21 protein-coding genes are annotated in these 22,100 nt (G+C 62.3%); 10 read left to right on the top strand and 11 right to left on the bottom strand.

What is annotated here, in order from left to right:
- Positions 1–4: 4 nt before the first annotated feature.
- A complete protein-coding gene (locus ACWUKX_RS24135) occupies positions 5–886 on the bottom strand; it encodes a DMT family transporter (RefSeq protein ID WP_456009384.1) in 882 nt (293 codons plus the stop codon).
- A 175-nt stretch (positions 887–1,061) separates the two neighbouring features.
- On the opposite strand from ACWUKX_RS24135, the gene ACWUKX_RS24130 reads away from it, so the two are divergent.
- Positions 1,062–1,568 (top strand): hypothetical protein, encoded by a 507-nt coding sequence (locus tag ACWUKX_RS24130; RefSeq protein ID WP_456009383.1) that lies wholly within the window; start codon positions 1,062–1,064, stop codon positions 1,566–1,568.
- A gap of 89 nt (positions 1,569–1,657) precedes the next feature.
- Here ACWUKX_RS24130 and ACWUKX_RS24125 read toward each other — a convergent pair whose 3' ends face one another.
- The gene (locus ACWUKX_RS24125; RefSeq protein WP_456009382.1) at positions 1,658–2,986 is read right to left on the bottom strand and encodes a DNA polymerase IV; all 1,329 of its coding nucleotides are present in this window, start codon (positions 2,984–2,986) and stop codon (positions 1,658–1,660) included.
- 68 nt (positions 2,987–3,054) lie between these two features.
- Between ACWUKX_RS24125 and ACWUKX_RS24120 the strand changes: the two genes are divergently transcribed.
- The 4 genes from ACWUKX_RS24120 (at position 3,055) to ACWUKX_RS24105 (ending at position 6,132) form a co-directional block, all read left to right on the top strand.
- Entirely contained in the window at positions 3,055–3,630 is a 576-nt protein-coding gene (locus ACWUKX_RS24120) for a GNAT family N-acetyltransferase (protein ID WP_456009381.1), read from the top strand.
- A 149-nt stretch (positions 3,631–3,779) separates the two neighbouring features.
- Positions 3,780–4,079, top strand: coding sequence for a hypothetical protein (locus ACWUKX_RS24115; protein WP_456009442.1), 300 nt, complete (start codon positions 3,780–3,782; stop codon positions 4,077–4,079).
- Positions 3,989–4,414, top strand: a complete 426-nt coding sequence (locus ACWUKX_RS24110) for a S8 family serine peptidase (protein WP_456009438.1) — start codon at positions 3,989–3,991, stop codon at positions 4,412–4,414. Before ACWUKX_RS24115 ends, ACWUKX_RS24110 begins: the two co-directional genes overlap by 91 nt.
- A 224-nt stretch (positions 4,415–4,638) precedes the next feature.
- Positions 4,639–6,132, top strand: coding sequence for a hypothetical protein (locus ACWUKX_RS24105; RefSeq protein WP_456009380.1), 1,494 nt, complete (start codon positions 4,639–4,641; stop codon positions 6,130–6,132).
- Between the two features lie 24 nt (positions 6,133–6,156).
- Here ACWUKX_RS24105 and ACWUKX_RS24100 read toward each other — a convergent pair whose 3' ends face one another.
- Positions 6,157–6,456 carry a DUF3572 domain-containing protein gene (locus tag ACWUKX_RS24100; RefSeq protein ID WP_456009379.1) on the bottom strand — a complete coding sequence of 100 codons (300 nt, stop codon included), beginning with the start codon at positions 6,454–6,456 and terminating at the stop codon, positions 6,157–6,159.
- 250 nt (positions 6,457–6,706) lie between these two features.
- On the opposite strand from ACWUKX_RS24100, the gene ACWUKX_RS24095 reads away from it, so the two are divergent.
- Positions 6,707–7,063, top strand: a complete 357-nt coding sequence (locus tag ACWUKX_RS24095; RefSeq protein WP_456009437.1) for a response regulator — start codon at positions 6,707–6,709, stop codon at positions 7,061–7,063.
- 33 nt (positions 7,064–7,096) lie between these two features.
- Positions 7,097–8,470: a PleD family two-component system response regulator gene (locus tag ACWUKX_RS24090; RefSeq protein ID WP_456009378.1), complete on the top strand. Its 1,374-nt coding sequence runs from the start codon at positions 7,097–7,099 to the stop codon at positions 8,468–8,470.
- Between the two features lie 381 nt (positions 8,471–8,851).
- On the opposite strand, the gene rpmG is transcribed toward ACWUKX_RS24090, so the two are convergent.
- The 7 genes from rpmG to topA form a co-directional block, all read right to left on the bottom strand.
- The gene (gene rpmG, locus ACWUKX_RS24085; protein ID WP_006201775.1) at positions 8,852–9,019 is read right to left on the bottom strand and encodes a 50S ribosomal protein L33; all 168 of its coding nucleotides are present in this window, start codon (positions 9,017–9,019) and stop codon (positions 8,852–8,854) included.
- Positions 9,020–9,204: 185 nt separating this feature from the next.
- Entirely contained in the window at positions 9,205–9,663 is a 459-nt protein-coding gene (locus ACWUKX_RS24080) for a hypothetical protein (protein ID WP_456009377.1), read from the bottom strand.
- A 105-nt stretch (positions 9,664–9,768) separates the two neighbouring features.
- On the bottom strand, positions 9,769–10,944 hold the full coding sequence (locus ACWUKX_RS24075) for an MFS transporter (protein ID WP_456009376.1): 1,176 nt from the start codon (positions 10,942–10,944) through the stop codon (positions 9,769–9,771).
- 21 nt (positions 10,945–10,965) lie between these two features.
- The gene (locus tag ACWUKX_RS24070; RefSeq protein ID WP_456009375.1) at positions 10,966–11,700 is read right to left on the bottom strand and encodes an NUDIX hydrolase; all 735 of its coding nucleotides are present in this window, start codon (positions 11,698–11,700) and stop codon (positions 10,966–10,968) included.
- Positions 11,701–11,773: 73 nt separating this feature from the next.
- On the bottom strand, positions 11,774–12,226 hold the full coding sequence (locus ACWUKX_RS24065) for a DUF983 domain-containing protein (RefSeq protein ID WP_456009374.1): 453 nt from the start codon (positions 12,224–12,226) through the stop codon (positions 11,774–11,776).
- Entirely contained in the window at positions 12,226–14,529 is a 2,304-nt protein-coding gene (gene rnr, locus ACWUKX_RS24060; RefSeq protein ID WP_456009373.1) for a ribonuclease R, read from the bottom strand. The genes ACWUKX_RS24065 and rnr overlap by 1 nt, the downstream gene beginning before the upstream one ends.
- 6 nt (positions 14,530–14,535) lie before the next feature.
- Positions 14,536–17,193, bottom strand: coding sequence for a type I DNA topoisomerase (gene topA, locus ACWUKX_RS24055; protein WP_456009372.1), 2,658 nt, complete (start codon positions 17,191–17,193; stop codon positions 14,536–14,538).
- 453 nt (positions 17,194–17,646) lie between these two features.
- Here topA and ACWUKX_RS24050 point away from each other — a divergent pair, with 453 nt between their 5' ends.
- Positions 17,647–18,393 carry a cytochrome c biogenesis CcdA family protein gene (locus tag ACWUKX_RS24050; protein WP_456009371.1) on the top strand — a complete coding sequence of 249 codons (747 nt, stop codon included), beginning with the start codon at positions 17,647–17,649 and terminating at the stop codon, positions 18,391–18,393.
- 168 nt (positions 18,394–18,561) lie between these two features.
- Positions 18,562–19,926, top strand: a complete 1,365-nt coding sequence (glmU, locus tag ACWUKX_RS24045) for a bifunctional UDP-N-acetylglucosamine diphosphorylase/glucosamine-1-phosphate N-acetyltransferase GlmU (protein WP_456009370.1) — start codon at positions 18,562–18,564, stop codon at positions 19,924–19,926.
- Positions 19,927–19,936: 10 nt separating this feature from the next.
- Here the strand turns inward: glmU and ACWUKX_RS24040 are convergent, their stop codons facing one another.
- Positions 19,937–20,311, bottom strand: a complete 375-nt coding sequence (locus tag ACWUKX_RS24040) for a hypothetical protein (protein WP_036267349.1) — start codon at positions 20,309–20,311, stop codon at positions 19,937–19,939.
- A gap of 225 nt (positions 20,312–20,536) precedes the next feature.
- On the opposite strand from ACWUKX_RS24040, the gene glmS reads away from it, so the two are divergent.
- On the top strand, positions 20,537–22,100 hold a 1,564-nt coding region (gene glmS / locus ACWUKX_RS24035; RefSeq protein WP_456009369.1), incomplete at its 3' end, for a glutamine--fructose-6-phosphate transaminase (isomerizing).

The following is a 22,100-nucleotide window of genomic DNA, read 5'->3' as shown; positions in this document are numbered from 1 at the left end:
AATGCTAAGACGCTGCCACTTCCGCTGGTTTGCTCGCTTTTTTCTGCAGATTGAGCAGATTGCCCAACAGGATCAGCAAGGCGCCGCCGGCGGTGAAAGCATCGATCTGCTCGTGGTAGAGCAGCCAGCCGATCAGCGCTGACAGCGGCACGCGCAAAAAGTCCATCGGCGAGATGACGGTCGCGTCGGCATAGGCGAGCGCGCGGGCCATGCAGAAATGCGACGACATGCCGGTGAAGGCGATCAGCAGGATCCACGGCCATAGTTCGAGCGGCGGGTTGCGCCATTCGTAGAGCGCCGGGATAAGGCCGAGCACCGACTGTATGACCAGCATCCAGAAGATGATGGACACGACGCTGTCCGTCCGCGTCAGCGATTTGACCAGGACCACAGATATGCCGAAGCAGACCGCGGCACCCAGCACGACGATATGTCCCGGATCGACGGAGCCGACGCCCGGACGGACGATGATCACCACGCCGATCAGTCCGAGCACGATGGCCGCAAGTCTTGGCCGGCTTAGTCTTTCACCAAGAAAGCCGACCGCCAGAATGGCCGTCCAGATCGGCGTCGTGAATTCGATGGAGATCAGCACGGCCAGCGGGATCAGCGTCAAGGCGTATAGCCATGCCGCCTGGCCGACAAAATGGACGACATTGCGGGCGATATGAGCCAAGGGGCGTTTGGTGCGCATTGCCGCAAAACCGCCTGATATCATCACCAGCGGCAGGAGGATGAAAAGGCCGATCACCGAGCGCAGCTCCAGCACCTGGAATACGTTGAGCTCGGCCGTCGTGGCGCGGCCGGCGACCGACATCGTCAGAAACGATGCGATCGACAGCGCCATCCAGAACGCGGCCTTGGGGATCGAGGGTGAGGGTGCCATGCGCGCTATGTCGCAAGCCGGGACTTTCACCGCAACCGCTAGTCGACGCATTCGGCTGGGCCAAAAGCGACGTGTTGCAAAACGGTCATGTTGAAGGCGGAACCTGCCGTCACGGCGGGCGTTGGTCCAACAGCCAGTACATATCGTCGTTCCGATATCAACGAGGAGAGATCCCATGAAATCATTTGCACGATTTGTACTTGCCGGCTGCCTGACGGCTGCGGCTGGCGCGGCTCATGCCGACGAGGCCGATTTTCTCCGCTCGTTCGAGGGAAACTTCGCCGGCAAGGGGACCGTCAAGGTAACCACCGAGGCGCCGACGGTGAGCGTCTCCTGCCGCTTCAATTCCGACGCGACATCGAGCTCATTGTCGCTGGACGGCACCTGCCGCGGTCTCGTCGTGGTGACGCGCGCCATCAGTGCCGATCTGAAGTCCCGCGGTACGAAGTACACCGGGACCTATGTCGGGTCCCGCACCGGGCCGGCGCAGCTCAGCGGCAGGCGCTCAGGCAATGCGATCAATCTCGGCATCCATTGGGCGAAGGAGGTCAACGGCGATCGCACGGCGCAAATGACCGTCGAGAAGAACGGCGAGGACGGCATGCGGCTGACCGTTATCGACGTCGATCCGAAAACCGGCGAGCGCGTTTTGACCAGCCGAATCGACTTGAGGCGCATCTGACAGCCGCTCTATCTTTTTGTTTGAGCATGATCTTTTCCGAACCGGATTCCACTTTTCGCTTACGCGGACCTCTCGGTTCAGAATCGTTCTCAGTCCTCGATCGGCTCGGGCGGGTGGGCGTTGCGCCCCTTGCCGAAGGTGTAGCCGGTCTCCACCGCCCTGCGGCCGAATTTATCGCGTAGCGTGTCGATGGCGCCTTCGGCCATGGCGCGCTTGCGCGACTGGATATCGACGAGGTCGGGCGGATCGGCCTTGTCGTCATTCGAGAGGTCGCTCACACCGATGCCGAGCAGCCGGTATCTTGTGCCGTCCGCTTCCTTGCGCAGCAGCTCGAGCCCGGTCGAAAAAATGCGGTCGGCCAGCCGTGTCGGGTCGCCGAGCTGGCGGTTGCGCGTGCGGGTCTTGAAATCCTGGGCCTTCAGCTTCAGCACGACGGTGCGCCCGGCAATACCGGATTTCTTCAGCCGGCCCGAGACCTTTTCCGACAGCGCTCTCAACACCGAAACCAATTCATCCAGGGAAGCGATGTCGGTGTCGAAGGTGGTCTCCGCCGATACGCTTTTCGCATCCTGGTCGGGATGGACGCGGCGGTCGTCCTCGCCGCGTGAAAGATGGTAGAGCCGGTCGCCCATCACGCCATAGCGGCGCATCAGGTCGCCGCGCTCCATGCGCTGCAACTGGCCAATCATCCGGACGCCGTCCCGTTCAAGCGTGGCGGCGAAAGCTTTTCCCACACCCCAGATCAGCGTCACCGGCTGCTCGGCCAAAAAGCCTGATGCCTCGGCCTCGCCGATCACTGAAAAGCCGCGCGGCTTGTGAAAGTCCGATGCCACCTTGGCCAGGAACTTGCAGTAGGAAAGGCCTGCTGAAACGGTGATGCCGATCTCCTTCTCCACGCCAAGCGCGAAGCGCGCCAGCACCACCGCCGGCGGCAAGCCATGCAGACGCTCGGTGCCGGCAAGATCCAGAAATGCTTCGTCGATAGAGATCGGCTCGACCAGCGGCGTCAGCGCCTGCATCATGGCGCGCACCTCGCGGCCGACGCGTGCATATTTTTCCATGTCCGGCGGGATGACGACCGCTTCCGGACAGGCTTCGAGCGCCTTGAACATCGGCATCGCCGAGCGCACCCCGTGGATGCGGGCGATGTAGCAAGCGGTGGAGACGACGCCGCGCTTGCCGCCGCCGATAATCAACGGCCGGTCCTTCAGCGCTGGGTTGTCGCGCTTTTCGACCGCCGCGTAAAACGCGTCGCAGTCGATATGGGCAAGATGCAGCCGGTAGAGCTCCGGATGGCGGGCAAGCCGTGGACTGCCGCAGCGTTCGCAGCGCCGTGCCTCGCCGCGCTGGAAGGTCAGGCAGTCGCGACAAAAACCGTGATCGGGATTGTTGACAGAGGCCGCCATCGCTGCGAACATAAAGAGAACAAAGGCAATGGTACGTCAGGACGGACGCCACGACAAGGCGGTGGGCCGGGAGAGAGCTCATGAATACGACCATAGCGCCGCTGGTGCCTGAACTTTGGGCTGATTTCGAAGATCTTTTCGGTAAGCAAGGCGCCTGCTACGGCTGCTGGTGCACACATTTCCGGCTGTCGCCGGCAGCGCGCCGCGCTAGCGACCGGGAGCGCAACAAGGACCACATCAGGGCGCGGATCGAGGCCGGGCCGCCACCGGGCCTGCTGGCGTTCGAGGATGGCAAGGCGGTCGGCTGGATGCAGATCGGCCCGCGCGCCGACGTGCCCGAATGGAACAATAAGGGCAGGGGATCGGCGCCCGTCGATCCCGCCGACGCCGTGGATCCGGGCGTGTGGGCGATTTCCTGCTTCTTCATCCGCGTCAAGGCGCGCGGCAGGGGCGTGACGCACCGGCTGGTCGAAGGCGGCATCGAGTTTGCTCGCCAGAATGGCGCGCGGCTGGTCGAGGCGTGTCCGATCGACGTGTCGAAAGATTCGCGTTCGATCGGGCTGTTCGTCGGATCGTCGCGGGTCTTCGAGAAAGCCGGCTTCGAGAGGCTGGTCGAGCGCAAGGCGGGCCGACCGCTGATGCGACTGGTGCTTTAACCAGTGCTGCTGCGCGCGCCGCTGCCGCGGCGGTCGCTCGGCGGCGGCCAAATCTCGTAGCCGGCCTGCATAATCAGACGGTCGACGTCCAGCAGGAATAAATCCGCCTGCTGCCCGTTCCTCCTCGGATTTTTCCATGGAGGCTATCGATGTTCCATTTTTCCCAGACCTCTCGCTCGATCCGGTTTGTCTGTCGGCCGGAAGATTATGGCGTCATCGCGCCGCCAGTGGCAGCCAAGACGGTTCTACCGGACTGGTTCCGCAAATTGCCGGCAGTCGATTCGCAGCATGCTTCGGCCACCAACAATGGTCTGACCGTCAAGCGCTGCATGCCGTTTCTCGATGCGATGACAACCGGCTGGATCCTGCCGCGGCGACCGTCCGCCTTGAGATCAAGAATGGCGGCCGAGCCGTCGAACCTGCCTATCCGGCGGCATACGCGGACGTGATCGCGGTGACGGCGGTGGACCGCATGAAACGCCCCTACAGGCGTGCCGGTCGCGGCGAGCATATCGACCTGGCCGCCCCCGGCGTCGAGGTGTGGACGGCCGCGTCGGTCAGCGGCGCACGGCCGAAGACCGATACCTCCTTCGCGGCGCCGTTTGTTGCCGCCGCAGCGGCGTTGATGAATTCGGCAAACAGCAGCGCCACCGCAGCCGACATTCATGATGCGCTCGGCAAGTCGGCGGAAGATCTCGGCGCGCCCGGCAAGGACGCCGTCTTCGGTTGGGGCCTGCTCAATGCCCGCGCCGCTTGCGTCGTCACGCCGAAGAAGGCGATGTGAAGCTCCGATGACGCGAGCTCTTGCTGGGGCGACAGGCTGATGCATCGTCGATGCTGGCGAACACCGCGATCGGGCAGGGCGCATTGCATCAACCGCGTCGCGCCGCGCCGCTGCTCATGAACGGTGGCCGGGACCTAGCGCTCAGGAGGGATTGCACCTCACCCGTTTCGGCTTACGGTTACGATTGGAGTTTTCTACCAGAAGAATAGCAACGGAGATTCTGCGTGAACCGTGTTCTGCCGGCCGTCTTTGTTCTCGCGCTCAGCGCGCCTGCCTTCGGCCAGACCGTCGATGGAGAGGGTGCGAAGCAGCTCTCCGAAAATCTGTCTCGCTACATCGGCAGCAAGGCGATCGACAGCGGTTTCCTGAAGGTTTCCGTGGAAGGCGACGCTTACAAGCTCGCCGTCGACGTCAAACCTGTCGTGAACCTGTTGGCGACGCAGCATTCCTTCAAGTTCGACTTCAGCCCCTACGCATTCCTCGTCAAGCCAAGCAGCAACGGGACGTGGAATGTCTCTGCGGATTTGTCGCCAAGCGGGTCCTTCGAGTTCATGGGGCCGGAAGGCCCGCAGAGCATGCAATTCTCGATCAAAGACAGCAAGTTCACCGGCGTCTATGACACCGAACTGGCGGCTTTCACCAGCGCCACACACTCGACGGCCGGGATGACGATGAAAACCCGGGACACCATGCAGCGCGCGGAGGTGAGCACCGGCGCCGGTACTGCCACTATGAACGCAACCCAAGCTGCGAATGGCGGCGTGGATTTCACCGCGACGCAGACGATCGCCGATTTTGCCGAAACGCTTGATTTTGACGATCCCAAAAGCGGGCTGAAATTCCCGCTTACAATCAAATCGCCAGAACTGTCGGTGAATGCGACCGGCAAAGGGATGCGGACAAAGCCATTTCTCGATCTGCTGGCATTTGCCGTCGCCAATGAAGACGAAGCCAAGCTGAAGGCCAACCAGGCGCAGCTCAAATCGCTTTTACTCGCCGCGCTGCCGCTGTGGGAGCGGATCGACGGAAGCTACGGATTCAAGGATGTCTCTGTCGAAAGCCCGGTCGGGCATTTCGGAGCGACGGAGCTGGGCACCAGCTTCGGGACCGACGGCATCGCCCAGAACGGAGCAGTCAACTATACGATCAAGGCGGCAGGATTGACGATCCCTCAGAATCTTGTGCCCGCCTGGGGTACGGCGCTGCTGCCCACCGACATCAATCTGAATTTCGGCGGCGCCAACATCGATCTCGACAGCATGGCGAAAAAGGCGATCGAGGCCTTTGATCTCAACAAGAATCCGGCGTTGCCGGCTGACTTTGGCGATCAGATCAAGGCTGATTTCATGGCCAAGACGCCGAAATTTGTCATCGGCCACAGCACGGTGAAGAACGGCGACATGGAAATCGCGATGGAAGGCGAGATGACGTTCCCCGGCATGAAGCCCGAGGCAAATGTGACGATCGATATCGCAGGCTATGACAGAATTGTGGAAAGCCTGCAGGCGGCGGCGAAGTCGGAGCCGGAAGCCGCGCAATATGTGCCGGTGGCGCTTGCGATCAAGGGATTTGGCAAGACGCTGCCGGACGGTCGCATCGAATGGGTCGTCAACGGCAAGCCGGACGGTTCGGTCACGGTCAATGGTGTCATGGTCAAGCCAGCCGATCCGGTTGCGAATGATGAAGGCGACGACAGCGAAGAAGAAACGACGCCGTAGGCGTTTTCGCGATCCGGTCGTCGCTCATATCGAATGTTCATGGTCGTCGTCGCCAAGCGGCAGTGCCCGCAGCGCCTTGCCGACGGAAGCCGGCGGCGTGCCGGTCTCCGCCGCGAACCGCATGAGCGTCGGCTCGTGGGCGAGGATGAACTGCAGCACGCCGGCCAAGAAACCCGGCTCGCCGGCTGCCAGGCGGATGGAATGCGCCTCGATGCCGGTGATCGCCAGGAAACGGGGCAGAAGTTCCGGATCGGCGGCGACGAAGCCCAATGCCTTCACGGCAATGGTTTCCGCTTCCTCGCGCATTGACGCTGCGTTTGCCATCACTACCTTCTTGCGCGGTGGAATGAGTCTCTTTTTGGCAGTAATCGCAAGCGTCGCCTGCGGCAAGCCATCTAACTCTGCAATGCGGCGTCCGAGGTGAAATCCGAAGCTTTTCCGGCAGCCGGTTTCCGTTTCGTCAATTATATTGCCGTAGAGTCGAGCAGTGTTTGGTGCGTACCGGCGAGGGCGCATGACGGCAACCTTCGAGCGGAAGGCAGGCCGAGACGGGAATTTGATGCCTAAGAAGGTCATGATCGTCGAGGACAATGAGCTCAACATGAAGCTCTTTCGGGACCTCATCGAAGCGAGCGGTTACGAGACGGTACGCACGCGCAACGGCCTGGAAGCGCTGGATCTGGCGAGACTGCACAAGCCGGACCTTATTTTGATGGACATCCAGTTGCCCGAAGTGTCGGGGCTGGAGGTGACCAAATGGCTGAAGGAAGACGACGACCTCCATATCATACCGGTCATTGCCGTCACTGCATTCGCGATGAAGGGCGATGAGGAGCGTATCCGCCAGGGTGGCTGCGAAGCGTATATTTCCAAGCCGATCTCGGTGCCGCGTTTCATCGAAACCATCAAATCCTACCTGGGCGACGCCTGATGCGCCCTTCCAGCCGAGCCGGAGCTTTATGAGATGACTGCACGGATCCTCGTCGTCGACGACATCCCTGCCAATGTGAGGCTGCTCGAGGTCCGGCTGCTTGCCGAATATTTCGAGGTGCTGACCGCCACGAACGGGCTGGACGCGATCGAGACCTGCGAAAACGGCAAGGTCGATGTCGTGCTGCTCGACGTGATGATGCCTGACATGGACGGGTTCGAGGTCTGCCGGCGGCTGAAGAGCGACCCAGCGACGTCGCACATCCCCGTCGTCATGATCACCGCGCTCGACCAGGTTTCAGACCGGGTGCGCGGCCTCGAGGCCGGTGCCGACGATTTTCTGACCAAGCCGGCCAACGATCTGCAGCTGATGACGCGCGTCAAAAGCCTGGTCAGGCTGAAGACGTTGACCGACGAGCTGCGCTTGCGCGCCTCGACCACGCGCAATATCGGCATCGAGGAGCTGTTGAGCCGCAACTTCGCGTCCGCAGACACCACGCCGAAGGTTCTGCTCATCGACGAGCGCAAATCCTCCTTCGAGCGCGTCCAGAAAATGCTGCGCGGCACCGCCGACCTCGACATCGCGACCGATCCGCATGCCGGCTTCTTCCAGGCCGCCGAGACGCCCTATGAATGCGTGATGATCTCGACGGCCTTTGCCAATTTCGATCCGCTCAGGCTCTGCTCGCAACTGCGTTCGCTCGATCGCACCCGTTTCGTGCCGATCATCCTTCTGGCGCAGGAGGGTGAGGAGGGGCGCATCATCCGCGGCCTCGAACTCGGCATCAACGACTATCTGATGCGGCCGATCGACCAGCAGGAGCTGACCGCTCGGCTACGCACGCAGGTGCGCCGCAAGCGCTACAACGACCAGCTGCGTGCCAGCGTCACCCAGACCATCGAGATGGCGGTGACCGACGCGCTGACTGGGCTGCACAATCGCCGATACCTCGACAGCCACCTGCAGACGTTGTTCGACCGTGCCGTAGCGCGGCGACGGCCGCTGTCGATGATGATCACCGATCTCGACCGCTTCAAGACGATCAACGATGCACATGGCCATGACGGCGGCGACGAGGTGCTGCGCGAATTTGCGCGGCGGCTGCGCAAGAATGTGCGCGGCATCGATCTCGCCTGCCGTTTCGGTGGCGAGGAGTTCGTCGTGGTGATGCCGGACACGGACGGCGCCGTCGCCGAAAAGGTCGCGGAGCGCATTCGCGCCGAAATCGCTCTTATGCCGTTTGCAGTCGGTCACGACGGCAAGACGATCGAGGTTACCGTCAGCGTCGGCGTGTCGTCGGTGCTGAAGGGCGTGGACACGGTTGCCGGGCTGATGAAGCGCGCCGATCTCGCGCTCTACGAAGCCAAGAGCGCCGGCCGCAACCGCGTCGTCGCCAAGGCGGCGTAAGGCCAATTCTCCATTCAGTGCGACAGGGTTACGAATTTACCTTAACGCAAGCGATTCGCCAGGCTTGGTTAAGAAATTGTTGATTTTCACAGGCTGTTGCGCAAATGTGCAGATCAATGACGGAACCGGCGCGAGGTAGATAGCCGGATCGATCCGAAGAATACCCCATGATTCAGGTCCGCCGCATCTCCTGGGTCCGTGGGGTCGGCCGGCCGGCGCTGGCACATAGTGGCCTCCTCGTACCGCTGCCAAACGCCGACCGGCCCCCAAAACGCATCAAGACTCTGCGACAACCATTGGACATTTTGGACTTTTTCGAGCCTTGAAAACCAAAACGCCGCCCATAGGGGCGGCGTTTTGGCTTTAAAGCAGGAAACCAGATTACTTGATCTTGGTTTCCTTGAACTCGACGTGCTTCTTGGCAACCGGATCGTATTTGCGGAACGACAGCTTGTCCGTCTTGGTGCGGCTGTTCTTGCTAGTCACGTAGAAGAAACCGGTGTCGGCGGTCGACAGAAGCTTGATCTTGATGTTTGCGGCTTTGGCCATTGTATCAGTCCGTTATGTTCGTGGAGTTTTGGCCGCTGGAGCACGGGGAAACACCCGGACGCGGGAAACTTGGCGCGACACATAAAGAACGCGCCCGGAAAGTCAACCCCGTGAGGCTTCGGTGCAGTCGCTTGTGCAAGCCGTGGTCAATATCAGAGCCAGCCGGCAGCCGAGAATGTTCCTAACTATGCATCTTCCCTAACCGGCGGAGCGGCCTCCTTCAAGTCTCCCGTGGTGTTCCACCAGCGGTTCGGGTTGGAGCGGTCGTCCAAGCCCTTGGAGCGGCTGGCGAGGATCGGCTGAATGCGGATCACCGGCTCCTGATAGCTGTGGGCCTGGAATATCGCTTCGACAATGCGGGCGGCCAACGCCTGGTCGTCGGGCAGTTCGAACGACACCTCCACCGTGCCATGCCGTCTGCGCAATTCCGTCTCGGCGCCTGCAGCCGCGCCTTCGAGTGGCCGGTAGCGCTCGATGCCGTGCGCCGACTGGTAGGCATTGCTGTTGTATTTGCCCATGGTCAGCGGAGCGATCGCGACCACAGCTTCCATGATGCGGTCGACATCGGAGGCCGGCGCTTGAAAGGTCACAAGCAGCAGCAATTCCATCCGCACCGATTTCGTTTCAAACCCGGAGTCGATCATGGCGGCATCCTCAAATTCGTGGCGTGTTGCTGACAATCTACCCAGGTGCTGCTGACACGGTTATGTCAGCAGCCTTGCGCCACATGAGGCATCGATCAAGTCTTTCTACAGGATTTTTCGGGCGAGCCTGGCGCCGACCAGCGCGATATAGAAGGCGAAGAACACGCCGAGCGCCCAGCCGAAGCCGGAGGGCCCGAAGAGGTCCATGCCGATGCCGATCGCCTGCGGGCCGAGCACCATGCCGACACCATAGCAGAGCACGAAGGCAGCGTTGGCCGAGGCCAGGTCGTGACCGGAAAGCTGCGAGCCGAGATGGGCCAGGCCGATCGTGTACATGGCCGCGACCACGCCGCCCCAGACGAACAGAAGCGCCGCCATCAGATGCCAGTCCTGCGCGAAGTGCGGCATGAAGATAGTGCCGGCAAGCCCGATGGTTGCACACACCAGAAGCAGATAACGGCGGTCGCTGACACGGTCGCTGATCATGCCGAGCGGGATTTGCAACAGCACGTTGCCGAGGCCGATCATGGTGAGCAGGAGGGCGGCATCGGCCTCGGAATAGCCGATGCGGTTGCCATAAACGGGGAACAGCGCAAAGCCGCCGGTCTCGACCGCGCCGAACACCAGCACCGCGGCGGTCGCCGTCGGCACCAACCAGATGTAGCGCAGGAAGTTGCTGGTTTCGCCGTTGGAGACGATCGTCGGGCTCTCGTTGCGTGCCGCCAGAACTGGGATGGCGGCCAGCGTCACCAGCGCCATGATCACGCCGAAGGGCAGGAAGCCGGTGCTGCCGAGCTGGGCGAACAGCCACGGCCCGGCGGCAAAGCCGAGCGACAGCACGGTGGCGTAGATGCCGAGGACGAGACCGCGCCGGTGTGGCGGCGCCGATGTGCTGATCCAGAATTCCGACAGGATGAACAGCACCGTCAGCGCGATGTGCAGCAGGACGCGCAGCGGAAACCACATCCAGAAGTCCGGCGCGAAATGGAAGCCGACAAAGGCCAGCACTCCCGTTGCGATCATGGCGAGCATCGTCCAGGCGACGCCGAACCGCATCGCGAGCGGGGTGGCGAGCGGGGCGCCGACGATCGAGGCGAGGCCGGCGACAGCGGTGTTGAAGCCGATCATCGACGCCGAATGGCCGCGCGTTTCGAGAATGACGCTGAGCAGTGGCATGCCGAGGCCGATGGCGATGCCGACGACACTGATCGACGAGATCGCCGCGATCATCGGCAGCCAATGTACGCGTTCCTCGACCTCTTGCTGGGTATCGACCGTCATGGGATGTGAATGCTCTATGCTCTACAGAATTTCGCGAACGAAGCGATTGCGGACAAGCCGGTAGAACGGCACGGAACCACCGGGACGCAGCAGCGGATCATCGACGAGCCGCTTTTCCAGCTCCTCGAGGATGGCCCTGGTGATGTCGGGAATATCAATTTCTCTGGCCTTGGCGAGCGGCAGCCAGACCAGTTCCTCCAGCTCGTTGGTCGGACCGCCGTCCGGCAACTCCACGGCGACATCTTCGCGCCAGGCGCTGAAGAAGCGCGTATCGAAGCGCCGCACCCGGTTTGGCGGCGTGATGGCGCGCGCGATGAAGCGCAGCGCTTCCAGCGAGGGTCTTACGCCGTGCTCGGCAAAACCCTGCCAATCGCGCCTGGTCGTGGCGAAGGCGCCCTTTTGGCCGATCAGCAGGCCGGCTTCTTCATAGGTCTCGCGAATCGCCGACAGGGCGATGGCGCGGGCGCGGGCCGGGCTGGTGCGGCCGACGCCGGCGGTCAGCCTCGCCTGTTCCTCTTGGTGCAACGCTGTGGCAACGGGAATTCGGCTGTCGGCCGGATCGGTACGACCACCGGGAAAGACGAATTTCCCCGGCATGAAGGCGTGACGGGCGTGGCGCCGGCCCATCAGCACCAGGAACTCGTCGCCCTTGCGGTCGAGCAGGATCAGCGTCGCGGCGTCGCGCGGGCGTATAGGCTTGGCGTCGAGCGCGATCCGCTGAACCTTGTCGACTTCCGCCTTGGTCATAACGTCCATGCGCACGCCCTAGCGGAATCTTCTCCGATGCGAAAGTGGCGTCCAGCCATGCCGATTTGCGCCAGCCTCGGTTTCAAGCCTCGGGATGCGACTCGATCAGATCTTCTTCCCCACCGAAGCCGTGCATATAGAACGCCCATTGCAGGCCGATGACGGCGCCCTTGACCGGCTGCAGCAAGACGATCGCCATGAGGATGGTCAGCGGCACCCAGATGGCGATGTGCCGCCAGGTGGACAAAGTGGAGGTCGCTTCGACACCCATGAACGCGCCGAGCACGATGTGGCCGACGATAACAACCACCAGATAGGCCGGCAGGTCGTCGGCGCGGTGGTGATGGAGCTCCTCGCCGCAATGATCGCATTTATCGACGGTCTTGACGAAAGCGCGAAACAGCTTTCCCTCGCCGCAATGCGGGCAGCGGCTAAGCGCGCCACGCTTCATCGCCGTCCACAGCGGGCGGGCGATGCGGCCCGAATGATGTTCGCCGCCGAAAACCTGTTGGTTCATGTTCAAATCGCTTGGCATTATCGTCTCCTGCCGCGCGAGCCTGGACGCGATTGCGACGCGCGGGCGCGGCCTTTGGCCTTGTGAAACGACCGTTTGGAGCCGGGCAGCGGCTTTGGGTCGGTCAGCATCTCGAAACGCATCGCGCCGGCCATAGGCGCCACCTCGATCAGGCGAACCTCGACGCGGTCGGCAAGCTGATAGCCCTTGCCGGTGCGCTCTCCGAAAAGCGATCGGGCAGTTTCGTCGTATATATAGTAATCGCCGTCCAAGCTTGACACCGGGATGAAACCATCTGCGCCATACTGCGGCAATTGGACAAATAGTCCCGATTTGGTGACGCCCGAAATGCGTGCATCGAAACGATCGTCGACACGTTCGGCCAGATAGGCGGCGATCAGCCGGTCGACCGTGTCGCGCTCGGCGGCCATGGCGCGGCGCTCAGTGGCCGAGATCAGTGCTGAAACCTCTTCCAGCCGCTCCGCCTCATCTTGCGTCAGTCCGCCCGCACCAAAGCCGAGGGCGGCAATCAGCCCGCGATGCACGATCAGGTCGGCATATCTACGGATCGGCGAGGTGAAATGCGCATAGCGTTTCAGGTTGAGGCCGAAATGGCCGATGTTGCTGGGCGAATATTCGGCCTGCATCTGGGTGCGCAGCACCACCTCGTTGACCAGTCCCTCATGGTCGGCGCCGCGGACGCGATCCAGAATCCCATTGAACTGGTTGGGCCGCATCTGCGCCCCGCGTGCCAGCGACAGGCCAAGCGTCTGCAGGAATTCGCGCAGCGATTCCTGCTTGGCGAGCGAAGGCGCGTCATGGATGCGGTAGACCAGCGCCTGCCGTTTCGCCTCCAGCGTCTCGGCCGCCGCGACATTGGCCTGGATCATGAATTCTTCGATCAGCTTGTGTGCGTCGAGCCGCTCCGGCACGACGACCCGGTCGACGGTGCCGTCCTCCTTGAGCAGGATTTTCCGCTCAGGCAGTTCAAGCTCGAGCGGCTGGCGCGTCTCACGGCCGCGCTTGACGACGGCGTAGGCATCCCACAGCGGCTTCAGCACCGTGTCGAGGATCGGGCCGGTCCTGTCGTCCGGCGCGCCGTCGATCGCGGCTTGCGCTTGCGGATAGGCGAGTTTCGCCGCCGATTTCATCATGATGCGGTGAAATGAATGCCTGAGCTTGCGGCCATCGGCCGAGAAGGTCATGCGGACCGCCAGCGCCGGGCGGTCCTGGCCTTCGCGCAGCGAACAAAGGTCGTTGGAGATGCGCTCCGGCAGCATCGGCACGACGCGATCCGGGAAATAGACCGAATTGCCGCGCTTCAGCGCCTCGCGATCGAGCGCGGTGCCATAGCGCACATAAGCGGCGACATCGGCAATCGCTACGGTAACCACCACGCCGCCGAGGTTCTTTTCGTCCGGATCCGATATGGCGAACACCGCATCGTCATGGTCCTTGGCGTCGGCCGGATCGATGGTGACCAGCGGCAGCTTGCGCCAGTCCTCGCGGCCGGCCAGCGTCGCCGGTTTGACCGCCTCTGCCTCGGCAATGACGTCTGCCGGGAAAATATGTGGAATGTCATGCGCGTGGATGGCGATCATCGAGACCGCCTTTTCGTTGGCCAGCGAACCGAGCACCGTCAGCACCTTGGCTCTGGGCAGTCCATAGCGGGAGGCCCGCGCCGGCTCGACCTCGACCAGATCGCCGTTCTTGGCGCCGTTCTGGAATTCCTTGTCGACGACCAGCTCCGGCTGGCGTCTTTCGACAGGCTCGATGCGGAAGGTGCCGTCCTGCAGAACGCGAAAAACGCCGAGAACGGCATCGGTGCGCTTCTCGAAGATCTTCATCACCCGCCCGGTGTAGGCGGGGCCCGTCGCGTCATCGGTTGGAAAGGTCTTGGCCAGCACGCGGTCGCCGATGCCCGGTGTCGGGCCGCCGCCGCGCGACACGCGGATCGCTATGACAGGAGGCTCGCCGTTGCCCACGGCTTCGGTTGGGTGCGCCAGCAGCACGCCGTCGGCGTCTCGGCCAAAGATGTCGAGCACGGCGACATGGGCGAGGGCGCCGACGCGGGCCAGCCGCTTGCGTTGCTTGGTCAGCAGGCCCTCATCCTGCAGGTCGCGCAAAATGTCTTTCAGCCAGATACGGTCCTCGCCGCGCAGCGCAAACGCCTTGGCGATATCGCGTTTTCCTGAGCGATCCGGATTTTCGGCGATGTAGCGCAGGATCTCGTCGCGGGACGGCCGGTAGTTATCCCTAACCTTGGCTCTCGTGTCGGCGGTGCGCAGATCGCCATGACTTCTTCCGGATACCCTGCGCGCCACGATGCCCTATCCCTTTTTGTTGGCCACTTTCTTGGCCGCTGGTTTTTGGGCCGCTGGTTTTTGGGCCGCCGGTTTTTTGGCCGCCGCAGGCTTTTTGGCAGGTGCGGCCGCTTTGCGGAAGGGCTTTCTGCCGCCATTGCCGCCTTTGGCTTCCTTCTCGGCAATCAGCGCCAACGCGTCCTCGATCGTCACCGACTGCGGGTCCTTGCCCTTCGGCAGCGTCGCGTTGACCTTGCCGAAATTAACATAAGGCCCGTATTTGCCGTCACGCACAACGATCTTACCGCCGCCAGCCGGATGCTCGCCGAGCTCCTTCAAGGCGGCGGGCGTGCCGCCATTGCGGCCGCCCGGGCCCTTCAACTGCTTCTCGGCAATCACAGACACGGCGCGGTTGAGACCGATCGAGAACACGTCCTCGATATTGTCGAGATTGGCGTAGGTGCCGTCATGCAGCACGAACGGGCCGTAGCGCCCCAGCCCGGCCGAGATCATCTTGCCGGATTCCGGATGCTTGCCGACGTCGCGCGGCAGCGACAGTAAGGCGAGGGCCTTTTCGTGGTCGATCGAATCGACTGTCCAGCCCTTGGGCAGGCTGGAGCGCTTGGCTTCCTTTCCGTCGCCGCGCTGGATATAGGGGCCGAAACGACCGCTGCGCAGGGTGATTTCCTCCGCCGTGTAGGGGTCCTTGCCAAGCACCTTGGTGCCGTCCTCGCCATTGCCGGTTTCGCCATTGGGGTTGGCGGCGTCGCCGAGCTGGCGGGTGAAGGAGCATTCGGGATAGTTCGAACAGCCGACAAAGGCGCCGAATTTGCCGAGCTTCAGCGACAGGTTGCCGGTGCCGCATTTCGGGCAGATGCGGGGGTTCGAACCGTCTTCCCGCGCGGGAAACACCAGCGGCGCCAGTTCTTCGTTCAATGCATCGAGCACGTCGGTGACGCGCAATTCCTTGATGTCGGCGACGGCGCCCGAAAAATCCTTCCAGAAATCGCGCAGCACATCCTTCCAGGCGAGCTTGCCGTCGGAGATTTCGTCGAGTTTTTCCTCGAGCGAGGCGGTGAAATCATATTCGACATAGCGCTCGAAGAAGCTTTCGAGGAAGGCCGACAACAGCCGGCCCTTCGCCTGCGGCAACAGCTTGCGCTTGTCCATGCTGACGTAATCGCGGTCCTCGAGCGTCTTCAGGATCGCCGTGTAGGTCGACGGCCGACCGATGCCGAGCTCTTCCAGCTTCTTGATCAGCGAGGCTTCCGAATAGCGCGGCGGTGGCTCGGTGGTGTGCTGGGTGGCGTTGATCGCCTCGCGGGCGAGCTGTTCGCCGGCACGGATCTCGGGCAGACGGCGGTCTTCCTCGTCGTCCGAATCCTCATCCTTCTGGTCGGTATAGGCGGCAATGAAGCCGTCGAAGCGAACGACCGAACCGATTGCGCGAAGCTCCGCGGTGCGAGCGCCGTTGACCGCCTCGATCTCGGCAGTGGTGCGCTCGATCTCGGCCGGCTGCATCTGGCTGGCGATAGCGCGTTTCCACACGATCTCGTAAAGCCGTGCCTGGTCGGCATCGAGATATTGCCTGACCGAAGCCGGCGTGCGCATGAAATCGGTTGGGCGGATCGCTTCGTGCGCCTCCTGGGCATTCTTGGCCTTGGTCGTGTAGTGGCGCGGCTTTTCGGGCAGGTATTTTGGGCCGAATTCCTTGGCGATCGCATCGCGGGCGGCAGTGATCGCCTCGGGTGCCATCTGCACGCCGTCGGTTCGCATATAGGTGATCAGGCCGGTGGTCTCGCCGCCGATGTCCATGCCTTCATAGAGCCGCTGCGCCACCTGCATGGTGCGGTTTGCTGAAAAGCCGAGGCGCGAGGAGGCGGCCTGCTGCAGCGTCGAGGTGGTGAAGGGCGGGGCTGGATTGCGCTTGGTCGGCTTGGCTTCGACCGACAGCGCCTTGAAGGTCGCGCCTTCGAGCATCGCCTTGATATCGTCGGCCTGCGCCTTGTTCGAAATGTCGAGCTTTTGCAGCTTCTTGCGGTCGAAGGCGGTCAGCCGCGCCTCGAAATTTTCCTTGCGCGGCGTGCCGAGGAGAGCTGATATCTGCCAGTATTCCTCGCGAATGAAGCGCTCGATCTCCAATTCGCGGTCGCAGACGAGCCGCAATGCCACCGACTGCACGCGGCCGGCGGAACGGGCGCCGGGCAGCTTGCGCCACAGCACGGGCGACAGGGTGAAGCCGACGAGATAGTCGAGCGCGCGGCGAGCGAGGTAGGCGTCGACCAGCGGCGCATCGATCTGACGCGGATTGGCCATGGCTTCCAGCACCGACGATTTGGTGATGGCGTTGAAGACGACGCGGCTGACCGGCTTGTCCTTCAGCGCGCGCTTCTGCTTCAGCACTTCCAGAACGTGCCAGGAAATGGCTTCGCCCTCGCGATCCGGATCGGTGGCGAGGATCAGGCCGTCGGCGTCCTTGACCGCCTTGGCGATGTCGGCAAGACGTTTGCTCGAGGCGGTGTCGACAGCCCAGGACATGGCAAAATCCTCGTCCGGACGCACCGAGCCATCCTTGGCCGGCAGATCGCGGACGTGGCCGAACGAGGCCAGGACCTTATAGTTCTTTCCGAGGTACTTGTTGATTGTCTTCGCTTTGGCCGGCGATTCGACGACGACGACGTCCATGAGGTCTCATATCAGCTGTGGTGCGGCAGAAGAATTCCGCTGCGCGCGACGAAATCTCGTACAATTGTCGCTCACATGGCCGCGCTTTTGCATCCGGTCAAGAGGAAGCGCCCAAAATGCAGTCCTGCATTCAGTGCGCAACCCAAGGGTGCGTCATGTGATATCCGCAATCCCGGATAGGGGCACGGCCGCCCTATCGTTGGACAATCCGGCAATGAATCCGGGAGAACGGGACAAAATCCTCCGCGGATATAAGAGAAACATCGATCATGCGCCAGCCCTGGCTGAAGAGACGTCCGGCATCATGATGCTACACTGGGGCAGCAAGTGGGCTCATGCCCGTCAGGACGGTGCAGGTATGTGACGCGCAGGGCGGCAACTTGCCACGCAATGGTGATTGGCGGACAAGCCCGTGCGCCGCTATATCGGCGCCGATACAGTTGGAGTTCGGGAATGGCATTGGATATCGGCTACGTCAGCGCGGTCGGGGCGGGGGCGATCTCGTTCCTGTCGCCTTGCGTGCTGCCGCTGGTGCCCCCCTATCTCTGCTACATGGCCGGCGTGTCGGTCGATGATTTCCGCGGCAATGCCGGCGTCACGGCGAAAGCCGACGCACGCGCCGCGCTGCTTTATGCTTCGATTGCCTTCGTTCTCGGATTCTCGACCGTGTTCGTGGCGTTGGGCGCCGGCGCTTCGACTATCGGACGGCTGCTGCGCGTCTGGCAGGAGCCGCTGGCCATGGCGGCCGGCGTGCTCATCATCCTGATGGGGTTGAACTTCCTCGGCATATTGCGCATCCCGCTGCTGTCGCGTGAGGCGCGCTTCCAGTCGCAGGGCAAGCCGGCCAGTATCGTTGCTGCCTACGTCATGGGACTGGCCTTCGCCTTCGGCTGGACGCCGTGCATCGGACCGGTGCTGGGACCGATCCTGACGCTTGCCGGCGGCCGCGAGACGGTGGGCGAGGGCGCGGCTCTGCTCGCCGCCTATTCGCTCGGGCTCGGCATACCGTTCCTGATCGCGGCGCTGTTTTCCGGCGCCTTCATGCGCTTTCTCTCGAAATTCCGCGTCCATCTCGGCCGGGTCGAAAAGGCGATGGGCGCGCTGCTGGTCGTCGCCGGCGTCTTTTTCCTGACCGGCGGGGTGCAAGCCGCGTCCTATTGGCTTCTGGAGAATTTCCCGATGCTGGGGCAGCTGGGATAGGCTTGACCAGATACGGGCCCATGCTGGCGCGTTGGTTTGACCTTTTACACCCGCTGATTAAGAGTCAGTTGCTCCAGCCATCTCACCGGAATTTAACCGCATTGGTACAGCATTGCGCCAATGCTAGACATGCTTTGATTCCCAACCCTTTTATATGGTTGCCTTTCCATGAGCCAGAGAACCTGCCTGTCCGTCATTCTCGCCGCCGGCGAAGGCACGCGCATGAAAAGCGCTGTGCCAAAAGTACTGCACCCGATCGCCGGCCTGCCGATGGTCGCCCATGTCGTGAGGGCTGCGGAAGCCGCAGGCAGCGGTGATCTGGCGCTGGTGATCGGCCATGGCGCGGACGAGATGCGCAAGGCCACGCAAAAGTTGGCGCCGAAGGCGGAGACTTTCGTCCAGGACAAGCGGCTCGGTACGGCGCATGCCGTTCTGGCTGCTCGCGACGCGATAACAAAGGGTTACGACGACATCCTGGTGATGTTCGGCGACACGCCGCTGATCGACCCGGAGGTGCTGACCGCTGCGCGCCTGAAGCTGGCCGAAGGCGCTGCCGTTGTTGTGGTCGGCTTCCGCACGTCAAATCCTTCCGGCTATGGCCGGCTGATAGAAAAGGGCGGCAAGCTCATCGCCATCCGCGAGGAAAAAGACTGCACCGATGAGGAGAAGAAAATCACCTTCTGCAATGGCGGGCTGATGGCGGTTGCGGGCATGCATGCGCTGCAACTGCTCGATCAAGTCGGCAACAAGAACGCCAAGGGCGAATATTACCTCACCGACATTGTCGAGATCGCCGGCGGGCAGGGCCTCGATGTCGTTGCAACGGAAGCCGGCTTCGAGAATGTGCTCGGCATCAACAACCGCGCCGAACTCGCCGAGGCGGAAGGCATTTGGCAGACGCGCCGGCGGCGCGAGGCCATGCTCTCCGGCGTCACATTGATTGCGCCAGAAACCGTGTTCTTCTCATACGACACCCAAATCGGTGCCGACACGATCGTCGAACCCAATGTCTGGTTCGGACCGGGCGTGAAGATCGCGACGGGTGCCAAGATCCATGCCTTCAGCCATATTGAAGGCGCGACGATCGCTTCGAATTGCGATATCGGCCCGTACGCGCGGCTGCGGCCGGGCGCCGATCTCAAGCAAAAGGCCAAGGTTGGCAATTTCTGCGAGGTCAAGCAGGCGACGATCGAGGAGGGGGCCAAGGTCAATCACCTGACCTATATCGGCGATGCCCGCGTCGGCGCCGGCGCCAACATCGGCGCCGGCACCATCACCTGCAACTACGACGGCTACTCGAAATTCTTCACCGACATCGGCGAGGGCGCCTTTATCGGCTCGAACTCCTCGCTGGTGGCGCCTGTTACAATCGGCAAGGGCGGCTACATCGCTTCGGGCAGCGTGATCACCGAAAGTGTCCCCGACGATGCGCTGGCCTTTGGCCGCGCCCGCCAGAGGACGCTTGCCGGCAAGGGCAAGGAATTGCGCGAGCGTTTTGCTTCGGCCGCGGCGGCGAAGAAGGCCGGTGGGTGATCATTCGGCGTTAGCCGGCAAGGTTCGCATCTGCGCCGAAAGTAGCCGTCACCTCGATTCTGCCTACAATTGCCCTGTTGAATTCAGGAAGATCTTCGGCGGGGATCCAGTATTCCAGATGTGCCCTGCTACCGGCATGTTCGACCCGATACTGGTCGAGAAAGCTCTTCAAAACGTCAAACCGGGTAACGAAGCCCGAACCGCTGGCTGGTACGTTCCAGTCACGCGCGATCTGCACGGCATAATCTTCGGACAGAACGGGGTAGAAAATGGGTTGCTCGGGAAGGCGCGGCGGAAACGCCCGCATGCCCGACTTCTCGATCAGTTTCAGCTCTTCAGGCCCAACTGGACGCCAAAGCGTCACCGTGTCGATTTGTTCGTTCATGACCGCATCATGTCTTTGACGGATTTCAGAACCACTGGGACGGGATAACATGCATTCGCGGACAAACCGAGCGATCGCGGTAACCGGATTGCAAGAGCGCCCTGTCATGGTGCATCTGTGCAAGACCGTTGCGGCTGATACGCGACGAAATGCAATGTGATTTTCGCGGCAGACCGGCCATCCCTAAATAGGCCGGCTTTCTGCGGGGAAACGGGGAAAACGGCAATGTGCGGTATCGTAGGAATTGTTGGTCATTCGCCGGTCGCGCCGCTCATTGTCGACGCGTTGAAACGGTTGGAGTATCGCGGCTACGATTCGGCCGGCGTTGCCACTGTCGAGGACGGCCAGCTCAGTCGCCGTCGCGCCGAAGGCAAGCTGGTCAATCTCGAGCGCCGGCTGAAGGACGAACCGCTCAATGGTATGATCGGCATCGGTCATACGCGCTGGGCAACGCATGGCGTGCCCAACGAGACCAACGCGCATCCGCATTTTTCCGACGGCGTCGCCATCGTCCACAACGGCATTATCGAGAATTTTGCCGAATTGCGCGACGAGCTGACGCGCGATGGCTATACATTTTCATCACAGACCGACACCGAGGTCGTCGCACATCTGGTGGGGCGCGAATTGGCCAAGGGCCTGAAGCCGGTCGAGGCCGCGCACCAGGCGCTGAAGCGGCTGGAAGGCGCCTTTGCGCTGGCCATCATGTTCAAGGGCGACGAGGACCTCATCGTCGGGGCGCGCAACGGCCCGCCGCTGGCGGTCGGCCATGGCGATGGGGAGATGTTCCTAGGCTCCGACGCCATCGCGCTTGCCCCCTTCACCAATTCGATAACCTATCTGGAGGACGGCGACTGGGCGGTGGTGCGCCGCAACGATGTCGCCATCTTCGACATGGACGGCAACAAGGTCGACCGCAAGCGCCAGCAGTCGCTCAGCACCAGCTTCATGGTCGACAAGGGCAACCGGCGCCATTTCATGGAGAAGGAAATCCATGAACAGCCCGAAGTGATCTCGCACACGCTGGCGCATTATGTGGATTTTGTCGGCGGCGTATCGAAGCCGCTCGACCTGCCGTTCGATTTCGCCAAAATCGACCGGCTGGCGATCTCGGCCTGCGGCACTGCCTATCTCGCCGGCCTGATCAGCAAATACTGGTTCGAGCGCTATGCGCGGCTGCCGGTCGACATCGATGTCGCTTCGGAATTCCGCTACCGCGAGATGCCGCTGTCGAAGACAGACGCCGCCTTCTTCATCTCGCAATCGGGCGAGACCGCCGACACGTTGGCCTCGCTGCGCTATTGCCGCAAGGCGGGCATGAAGATCGGCGCGGTCGTCAATGTCCGCGAATCGACGATGGCGCGCGAGTCCGACGTCATCCTGCCGACGCTGGCCGGGCCGGAGATCGGTGTCGCCTCGACCAAGGCCTTCACCTGTCAATTGTCGGTGCTGGCCTCGCTTGCCGTGCGGGCCGGCGTGGCGCGCGGAACGATCTCGCGGGAGCAGGAAACGACGCTTGTACGTCAACTGTCGGAAGCGCCGCGCTATGCCAACCAGGTCTTGAAGCTCGACGGGCAGATCGAAAAAGTCGCACGCGACCTCGCTCACTATAAGAATGTGCTCTATCTCGGCCGCGACACCAATTTCCCGCTGGCCATGGAAGGCGCGCTGAAGCTCAAGGAAATCTCCTATATCCATGCCGAGGGCTACGCCGCCGGTGAGCTGAAGCACGGGCCGATCGCGCTGATCGACGAGAACATGCCTGTCATCGTCATTGCCCCGCATGACC

The organism is Mesorhizobium sp. f-mel, from assembly GCF_053850215.1.
Note: the sequence above shows the minus strand (reverse complement) of the source record. Positions and strands in the feature narration are given on the sequence as shown.

Excerpts from the sequence above, each read along its gene's own strand:
- ACWUKX_RS24135 (WP_456009384.1), bottom strand. The coding sequence starts at position 886 with ATGGCACCCTCACCCTCGATCCCCAAGGCCGCGTTCTGGATGGCGCTG.
- ACWUKX_RS24130 (WP_456009383.1), top strand. The coding sequence starts at position 1,062 with ATGAAATCATTTGCACGATTTGTACTTGCCGGCTGCCTGACGGCTGCG.
- ACWUKX_RS24125 (WP_456009382.1), bottom strand. The coding sequence starts at position 2,986 with ATGTTCGCAGCGATGGCGGCCTCTGTCAACAATCCCGATCACGGTTTT.
- ACWUKX_RS24120 (WP_456009381.1), top strand. The coding sequence starts at position 3,055 with ATGAATACGACCATAGCGCCGCTGGTGCCTGAACTTTGGGCTGATTTC.
- ACWUKX_RS24115 (WP_456009442.1), top strand. The coding sequence starts at position 3,780 with ATGTTCCATTTTTCCCAGACCTCTCGCTCGATCCGGTTTGTCTGTCGG.
- ACWUKX_RS24100 (WP_456009379.1), bottom strand. The coding sequence starts at position 6,456 with ATGGCAAACGCAGCGTCAATGCGCGAGGAAGCGGAAACCATTGCCGTG.
- ACWUKX_RS24095 (WP_456009437.1), top strand. The coding sequence starts at position 6,707 with ATGATCGTCGAGGACAATGAGCTCAACATGAAGCTCTTTCGGGACCTC.
- ACWUKX_RS24090 (WP_456009378.1), top strand. The coding sequence starts at position 7,097 with ATGACTGCACGGATCCTCGTCGTCGACGACATCCCTGCCAATGTGAGG.
- rpmG (WP_006201775.1), bottom strand. The coding sequence starts at position 9,019 with ATGGCCAAAGCCGCAAACATCAAGATCAAGCTTCTGTCGACCGCCGAC.
- ACWUKX_RS24080 (WP_456009377.1), bottom strand. The coding sequence starts at position 9,663 with ATGATCGACTCCGGGTTTGAAACGAAATCGGTGCGGATGGAATTGCTG.
- ACWUKX_RS24075 (WP_456009376.1), bottom strand. The coding sequence starts at position 10,944 with ATGACGGTCGATACCCAGCAAGAGGTCGAGGAACGCGTACATTGGCTG.
- ACWUKX_RS24070 (WP_456009375.1), bottom strand. The coding sequence starts at position 11,700 with ATGGACGTTATGACCAAGGCGGAAGTCGACAAGGTTCAGCGGATCGCG.
- ACWUKX_RS24065 (WP_456009374.1), bottom strand. The coding sequence starts at position 12,226 with ATGCCAAGCGATTTGAACATGAACCAACAGGTTTTCGGCGGCGAACAT.
- topA (WP_456009372.1), bottom strand. The coding sequence starts at position 17,193 with ATGGACGTCGTCGTCGTCGAATCGCCGGCCAAAGCGAAGACAATCAAC.
- ACWUKX_RS24050 (WP_456009371.1), top strand. The coding sequence starts at position 17,647 with ATGGCATTGGATATCGGCTACGTCAGCGCGGTCGGGGCGGGGGCGATC.
- glmU (WP_456009370.1), top strand. The coding sequence starts at position 18,562 with ATGAGCCAGAGAACCTGCCTGTCCGTCATTCTCGCCGCCGGCGAAGGC.
- ACWUKX_RS24040 (WP_036267349.1), bottom strand. The coding sequence starts at position 20,311 with ATGAACGAACAAATCGACACGGTGACGCTTTGGCGTCCAGTTGGGCCT.